General features: G+C 30.9%; 6 protein-coding genes. All 6 read right to left on the bottom strand.

Annotated features, from left to right (window positions below; genetic code table 11):
- On the bottom strand, window positions 1-1,541 hold a 1,541-nt coding region (locus tag ACY2V1_RS00215; protein WP_461832778.1), incomplete at its 3' end, for a hypothetical protein.
- Window positions 1,538-2,599 carry a metallophosphoesterase family protein gene (locus ACY2V1_RS00210; protein WP_461832777.1) on the bottom strand — a complete coding sequence of 354 codons (1,062 nt, stop codon included), beginning with the start codon at window positions 2,597-2,599 and terminating at the stop codon, window positions 1,538-1,540. The genes ACY2V1_RS00210 and ACY2V1_RS00215, both read right to left, overlap by 4 nt.
- Before the next feature lie 4 nt (window positions 2,600-2,603).
- A complete protein-coding gene (locus ACY2V1_RS00205; protein ID WP_461832776.1) occupies window positions 2,604-4,103 on the bottom strand; it encodes an ArnT family glycosyltransferase in 1,500 nt (499 codons plus the stop codon).
- Window positions 4,100-4,378: a lipid-A-disaccharide synthase N-terminal domain-containing protein gene (locus ACY2V1_RS00200; RefSeq protein WP_461832775.1), complete on the bottom strand. Its 279-nt coding sequence runs from the start codon at window positions 4,376-4,378 to the stop codon at window positions 4,100-4,102. The genes ACY2V1_RS00205 and ACY2V1_RS00200 overlap by 4 nt, the downstream gene beginning before the upstream one ends.
- A 26-nt stretch (window positions 4,379-4,404) precedes the next feature.
- On the bottom strand, window positions 4,405-5,154 hold the full coding sequence (locus ACY2V1_RS00195) for a glycosyltransferase family 2 protein (RefSeq protein WP_461832774.1): 750 nt from the start codon (window positions 5,152-5,154) through the stop codon (window positions 4,405-4,407).
- Complete coding sequence (gene rnr, locus ACY2V1_RS00190; RefSeq protein ID WP_461832773.1) at window positions 5,147-7,312, bottom strand: ribonuclease R; 2,166 nt, start codon at window positions 7,310-7,312, stop codon at window positions 5,147-5,149. Before rnr ends, ACY2V1_RS00195 begins: the two co-directional genes overlap by 8 nt.
- Window positions 7,313-7,418: the final 106 nt, after the last annotated feature.

The raw sequence follows: 7,418 nt of genomic DNA, 5'->3' as shown, positions 1-7,418 counted from the left end.
TCAATATTTTTATATTGTTCTAATGTTTTTATTACGTCTTTTAAATGTTCCTTGGATTTAAAGTCCTTAAAAAAAGGATCTAATCTAGACTTTATGATTAAAATTTCCTCATTTGTAACAACTGTAGCACAGAATTTATCATGGGCCAAAACAGCCTCACCTTCAAATAAAAACAAATCGCCTTCATTTAATAATTTGTCATTTACATAAATAGATCCTTTTTCAACTTGAATTGTGCCTTTAGATCCTTTGATTAGACCTTCAAATACCTCTACATCAGTAAGCAATTTTTTTAGAAAATTAATGTCATAATTTAGATAATCTTTTATCTGGCTCTTTAGATTGTCTAGTTGGGATTTAATATTTTCTGCTTTTTTTATTTCATTTTCTAATTTTGCTATATTTTGTAAAATAAACGATAGTCTTTCTTTATTTATGGAAAAACTTTTTATTTTATCTTGTAAAGATGTACGTTTATCATCTATCTCTTGTAACATATTCTCTGTTTCTTTTATTTTTGATGATAAATCATCTCTTGTTTTTTTTATCTCTTCATTTTTATTTGACAAATCAATGCAATATTTTTTTATATCTTGTTTTGATTTTTCCAATTTATTTAACTCTTTTTTCTTTTGTTCTAAATTTTCCTTTTTTTTCTGAACAATCAAAAGAGATTGTAAATATTTGTCTTTTTCTTTATATTCACTTTCGAGATTTTTAATTTTTGTATCTAATTCTTGCAATTGATTTTTTATTTGATCTATTTCTTTTAAATTTTTGTCAAGCTTCTCTTCATAATCTAGTTTTCTCTTATATTCCATTAATAATTTTATTGCATCTAATGTATTTTGATCATTTTTTATTTTTTTTGTAATTTTCTCTATTTCTTTACTTAAATTATTATATCTTTCTAAATTTTTTGAATATTTTTCAAAATCATGTTCTAATAAGATAATCTCCTTTTGTAAATTTTTTGCTTTTTCCAGTAATTTATTTTGTATCTTTTTAAATTCACCAGCTTTAAATCCTTTATTTTTTAAAAGTATTTTATCGGTAATTCCAATCAATTGATTGATTTTTTCAACATTTAAAATATCTTTTGTAAATTTTCTAAACTCAGCAGAATCTGCATTAATTGAAAGATCCCTCTCCTGCAAGTGGAGCAAATTTTTTACAACATAAGAAAGTAGATTAAATCCATGTTCTTGAAAAAATGCTTTTATACTATTTGGAGAGCTGAGATATGTTCCATCTTTACCTTTCAGTAACACACTATTATCCTGAGAATTTAAAATAATAGTATAAGGATTTTTATTTAACTCAAAATCCAGTTCAATCACTGGCTCTTTATTTGAACCCTTTGTTGATTTATCCACTAGAGATGCTGGATTTAGAGAAAATACATCTGTAATTGCAGACAGTATTGTACTTTTACCAAACTCGTTGTGTTCCTTTAACTCATAAATGGGATACTCAAACTCAAGGACAAAATCCTTATGAACTAAATAATTAATTAAATGGATCCTCTTTAATTTTATCATGATAAATACTTGTTTTTTAAAAATTCTTCTATTTTTGGCTTTGTTAAATTACCCCTTATGTTCTTTAGAATAAAGACCTTAATATCATCAATTAAATCCTTTGCAAAACCCATATCCATTGATAATATCTCATCAATGGTATCTTCAATAATACCGTAAATTCCATCCCTTTCATACTCAATAACACCATCACTCAATTTAATATTAGGATTTTCTAAGAGATTTTCTACCTGGGTTTTTAGTTCCTTAACATACCCAATAATTTCCACAAAATCACCCCTCTGTATCCTATCTTCTATCCATTTAATATCCTCTAAATCTAATATCTCTTTTTTGTAAAACCCAGGAGCATCTTTGAAAATGCGATAATCAATATTTAGTTCAGATCCAATTGTAACGCATATATAACCGCTTGATGATAACCTTTTCTTTGAAAATTCATATTGTACCAAAGATCCAGAATAAGCACATTTGTTAAATTTTTTAAAGGAGTGGTAGTGACCAAGACAGATGTAATCAAAAAACATACTTTCTAACTCATCTACTGAGATCTCGCCATGTGTTGGGACATCACTAAATGGTCCATGCACAACTCCAATGTGAAAGGCTGCATTTAATTTTGAAACATTTGGTATTTCAAAAAAACCACCATAAAATGCTATGTTATCTACCACTTTTGATGGTGAATCTGGTGATAGAAAGATTATATTTTCTCTATTTAAATATTGTCTAACATCTGGTCTGCGATACACAGAATCCATTGTATATGCATCGTGGCCAGTTACTTCTTGTCTATGACTCTTTCCACCACCAGGAATAATCACTGTATATATGTCATTGTAATATCCAATAATCTCAAAAAATTCTTCTACTAAATTTGACCCCACATAATTTGAGTCAAATACATCCCCTGCAATTACTATATATTTTACATCCTCATCCCTTGCATTATTATACAGTCTTTTTAAAAATTTCTTTTGCTCATCAAATAATTTATCTCCCAGATATCTATTTCTAGCTCCAATATGTATATCAGATGTATGAAAGAGTTTTAACATAAGCTCAATAACTCCCTTTATAATTTGTGCCTTTAAATACTGAATAAATCCTGTAGCTATTTTTACCAATCTTAGATTTTATCTCTGCTATTTTTATAACTTTATCAAACATTTTAATCAGCTCTTTTCCAGTTCTACTCCCTTTACGCAGGATTAAACAATCCTTTCCAGTCATATTAATTCCATGAGTGCCCCAGACTTCATATTGATCTTTGACAATATTTAGAGTTCTATCAATCTTATAAATTACTGGATGCTCATCCATATAAAAAGCCATCTCTGATATTATATCCCTTTTTTCGCCTAATATAAAAATATCTTTTCCCTGTTGCTTATAGATATCGCTAAGTTGTATAGCTAAGTTTTTCCAACCCTTTCCCCGCTTTGTTGGGTCTATTTTGGTTCCACTTATTGTTTCAATGGTAAATATAAATGGTGTTATATAAGTTAAAAATACAAAGACATAAGCAACAACAAGTCCTCTATTTATCCAATTAGTTACATATTTTTCTTTGATGTTTTTTAAAAACCATGCAACTGAGAATATAATTGCTGGAGGATAAAAAAGTGCAGGCCAATTTGCATTTACCCTTTGCTTTAAACTTAAAAACAAAAAAATCACCAGATAAATAGGTCCAAAGAAAAATAAAAATCTTGATTTTGTATCAAGTCTTTTAAAGTTTAAGATGCCATTATATATTGAAAAATAAATAATAACAGCAAATATTGGTGTAATAATTAAAACCTGCCCGCCTACATATTCAAAAAATGTTGAAATGGTTTTTAATATAGATGGATTTGAAGATATATGGTGAACAGTCTCCTGAAACGTTACCCAATTGTGTTTATAATTCCAATATATAGGGAGGGATATTAATGCGAAAGAAAAAAACAAAAACAAAAAAATTGCTGGTGCAGAGATGTTTGATCTATATTCTTTTTCATAAATAAGAAAAAGGGCTATAGAAATAAAATATACAATCATCATTTGTTTACTTAAAAATGCCAGTCCAAAACTTATACCTGCAAGGGTAAAAGATAAAATTTGTCCATTTCCCTTTAAATTTAGTCCCTTCCAGAATAAAAGGAGAAATAAGGTGCCAAAAAAGATTAAAGGTGGGTCTATGGTCATGACAAATGAAAGTGCTGCATTTGCTGGAGTTAGCAAGGAAAATAAAAATGAGATCATAGCGACTGTTTCATCAAACATCTCCTTTGCCAGCATATATACTATTCCAACAGAGGCTGTTCCAAGTAATGCTGCAAAAAATCTGACTCCAAATTCATTTATTCCAAATAGATTTGTTGATAAATAATTTAACCAGGCAATCATGGGTGGTTTGCTATAATACCCAATATCAAGGTGTCTTGACCAATCCCAATAATAGGCCTCATCTGGCACAAGCTCAAGAGGAACAATATAAATATAAGCAAGCCTAAATATAAATACTATTGCCAAAAATCCCCAAACACTTTTAGTTGGAAGTTCAAAGAAAGGTCTCAATTTGCACTCTCTCTTTTTTTCTTTTTATGGATCAAATATAAGTTTCTGGAATATATAAAAATACCACTTCCCTGACCTAACATAAATACAGGGTCCTGTCTCCAGGTTGCGTATAAAAAAAGCAAAATTCCTCCCAACAAGCTAATATACCAAAAGGCCTCAGGAACAACACTTTCTTTTGCCTTTTCTGAAGCAATCCACTGAACAATAAATCTTGAAGCAAATAATGCCTGTGCAAAAAATCCTATCCCCAGCCAGATTTTGTCTGAAACCATCAATTTCACCCCCAACATCTATGGTCTTAAAAATCCTTTACATCTATAAGCTCATTGGAAATCTCAGAAATTTTATATCTAAATGTTCTTTTTTTAAACCACCAAATGCCAATGAGATCCATAATTCCCACCCATAACCTATTGGATATATTGTATTTACTAGTACCTTTTTTTCTTGGACGGTGAGTAATAGGGACTTCTGCCCATGAAAAACCCTGGTAGTGTATTATGCTCGCCAAAAAACGGTGCATACCCTTAAAAGGAGGCAAAAACTCCACACATTCCCTCTTAAACACCTTAATTGCACATCCTGCGTCTTTTACAGTCTTTCCTGTAATCAAGTTCCTAAAAAAGTTTCCTATTTTGGATGAAATCTTTTTTATATTAGAGTCCTGTCTATTTTTTCTATAACCAGTTACAAAGTCCACTTTTTTTTGTTTCATAACATCAAGCAAAAGAAGAAAGTCATTGGGATCGTTTTGTCCATCACCGTCAATTGTCAAAAAAATCTTACCACGAGCAAATTTAAATCCAGCATATAAGGCAGCTGACTGTCCCATATTTTGTTCAAAGGAAATAAATTTATGTCTTTTATCTTTTTTAGATAATTCTTTTAATATCTCTAAACTTTTATCCTCTGATCCATCATCAATCCATATACACTCCCATACGTTATCAATTCTATTCATTGCCATATTTATCTCATTGTAGAGGTCTCTTATATTTTCTTCTTCATCCTTTATTGGTATTATGATTGAATAATAAACATCATTCATTTATCTCTTCCTCCAGAGAAACATTACAGAGTTCAAAATCTATCTCCATTTTATCCAGATTTACATTTACAACTTTTACATCTACTTGATCTCCAATTTGATAAATTTTACCACTCCTTTTACCCACTAATCTTTGATATGTATGGTCATAGATGTAATAATCATCTATAAGAGAAGATAATCTAACCAATCCCTCTGCCATTGCTTCTTTTATTTCCACAAAAAATCCAAAGTCCATTACAGATGATATAATACCTGTAAATCTATCTCCAATCCTATCTTTCATAATTAACACTGTGAGCCTCTTTAAAATATCCCTTTCAGCATTAAGGGCTATTCTTTCCCTTTTACTTAAGTGTTCTCCTAAGGTTTTCATCTTTTTTGGCTTTAAAAGTCGTGAGTTTTCTAATCCCAGATAAGTCTTTAATATCCTGTGCACAATAACATCGGCATATCTCCTGATTGGTGAAGTAAAATGGCAATAACAATCTGAAGCAAGTCCAAAATGTCCTGTATTTTTAGGATCATAAGTAGCCTGCATCATGGACCTTAAAACAAGTCTATTTACCAGGAACTCAAAATCCTTACCTTTTACATCCTCAAGTAATTTTTGGATTGTTTTGCTGTCTATTTCTTCTGGGATTTTATTACTGATCTCAGTTGTCTCAAGTATGGCAAAAAGAGAAGCGAGTTTTTCCTCATCAGGTTCTGGATGTACCCTATACATGCATGGAAGTTCCATTTCTGTCAAAAAGTTTGCCACAGCTTCATTTGCAGCAATCATAAATTCTTCAATAATTTGGTGTGAAAAATATCTTTTTTTGGGTTTTACTATAAAGTTCCCAAGCTCAGCCTTATCAAGGTCCTGAAATATTACTTCAGGCTCAGGTATGTCAAAATCAATAGCACCCCTATTTGACTTTCTTTTATAAAGTAGCTTTGCGAGATTTTTGGCTATATCCAACATATTACATATGTTATGGCCAATTTTCTTTCTCTCATCTACATCTTTTTCAATAATTGCCTCTTGGACCTGGGAATAGGTGAGCCTTTTTTTACTTTTAATAACAGCACCATAAAATGTGGCCCTTTTCATCTCACCCTTTTTATTGAAATCCATTTCCACAACTATTGCCAATCTATCTTCTCCAGGATTAAGACTACAGATGTAGTTTGAGAGTTTTGGAGGGAACATTGGCTCAACAGAAGTTGGAAAATAATAAGAATTTCCCCTTTCTCTGGCTTCTAAATCAAGGGGTGAACCCCTTTTCACATAATGGGTAACATCAGCAATAGCCACATATAGCTTAAATCCACTACCAACCTGGTCTACAAAGATTGCATCGTCAAAATCCCTGGCATTTTTTCCATCAATTGTAACAAAATCCAAATGTCTTAAATCTTTTCTTTCAGCCAGATCTTTTTCAGTTATTTTTAAATTAATCTTTTCAGCCTCAAATAAGGCCTCTTGGGTGAATTCCCGTGGGATTGAATGAAAGATCTTTACAATTTCTTCTTGCACAGAAATTTTATCTGCTCTTCCAAGAATCTTGATAGCTTTTGCAAAAAATACATTTTTTTCATAAAATTCAGTTGGTCTGATTAGGGCCACCTGATTTGTATCAACAAAATTATCCTTTACCTCGCTAATATCTACTATAAAATCAAAAGGCAGCTTTGTATCACATGGGCGGGCTAAAAAGATATTTTCAGAGAGTTTTCTAATAAGATGTGCTGGAATATCTTCAATGCTTTTTTTAATAACCCTAACTACCCTGCCTTCTGGGCTTTTACCCCTTGAGTCTGGAAGCAAAGCCACAACCACCTTATCTTTATGCCATGCATCCTTTAAATTTTCCTTTGAGATATATACATCCTTTCTCCTCTTATCATCAGGGATCAAAAAGCCATAACCATCTGAATGTAGCTCAATCTCACCTTTAACAAGTTCCATCCTCTTAACCAAACCATATGCCCTTCCATGTCTAATTGGAATTATTTCTCCATCTTTTTCCAAGCTGGCCAAAATTTGCTGAATTTTGGTCTTTTCTTTTCTTGAAGGAGATAGTTTTTTGTAAATATCCTTAAGGGTTAAGGGCCTGGAATATTTATAAAATAATTTTAATATAACTTTTTTTGTTATTCTTGATCTTGCCATTATAAGCCACTTCCTAAATTAAAATTTCGTATCATAATAGACCAACACGTAAATTAACGGACTTTCATAAATTTGAAAAGTTGTAAACCAAAGAATACTAAAGCAA

This window comes from Desulfothermus sp. (genome assembly GCF_053993635.1).
The sequence above is the reverse complement of the archived record's forward strand: the minus strand, read 5'-3'. Positions and strand labels throughout refer to the sequence as shown.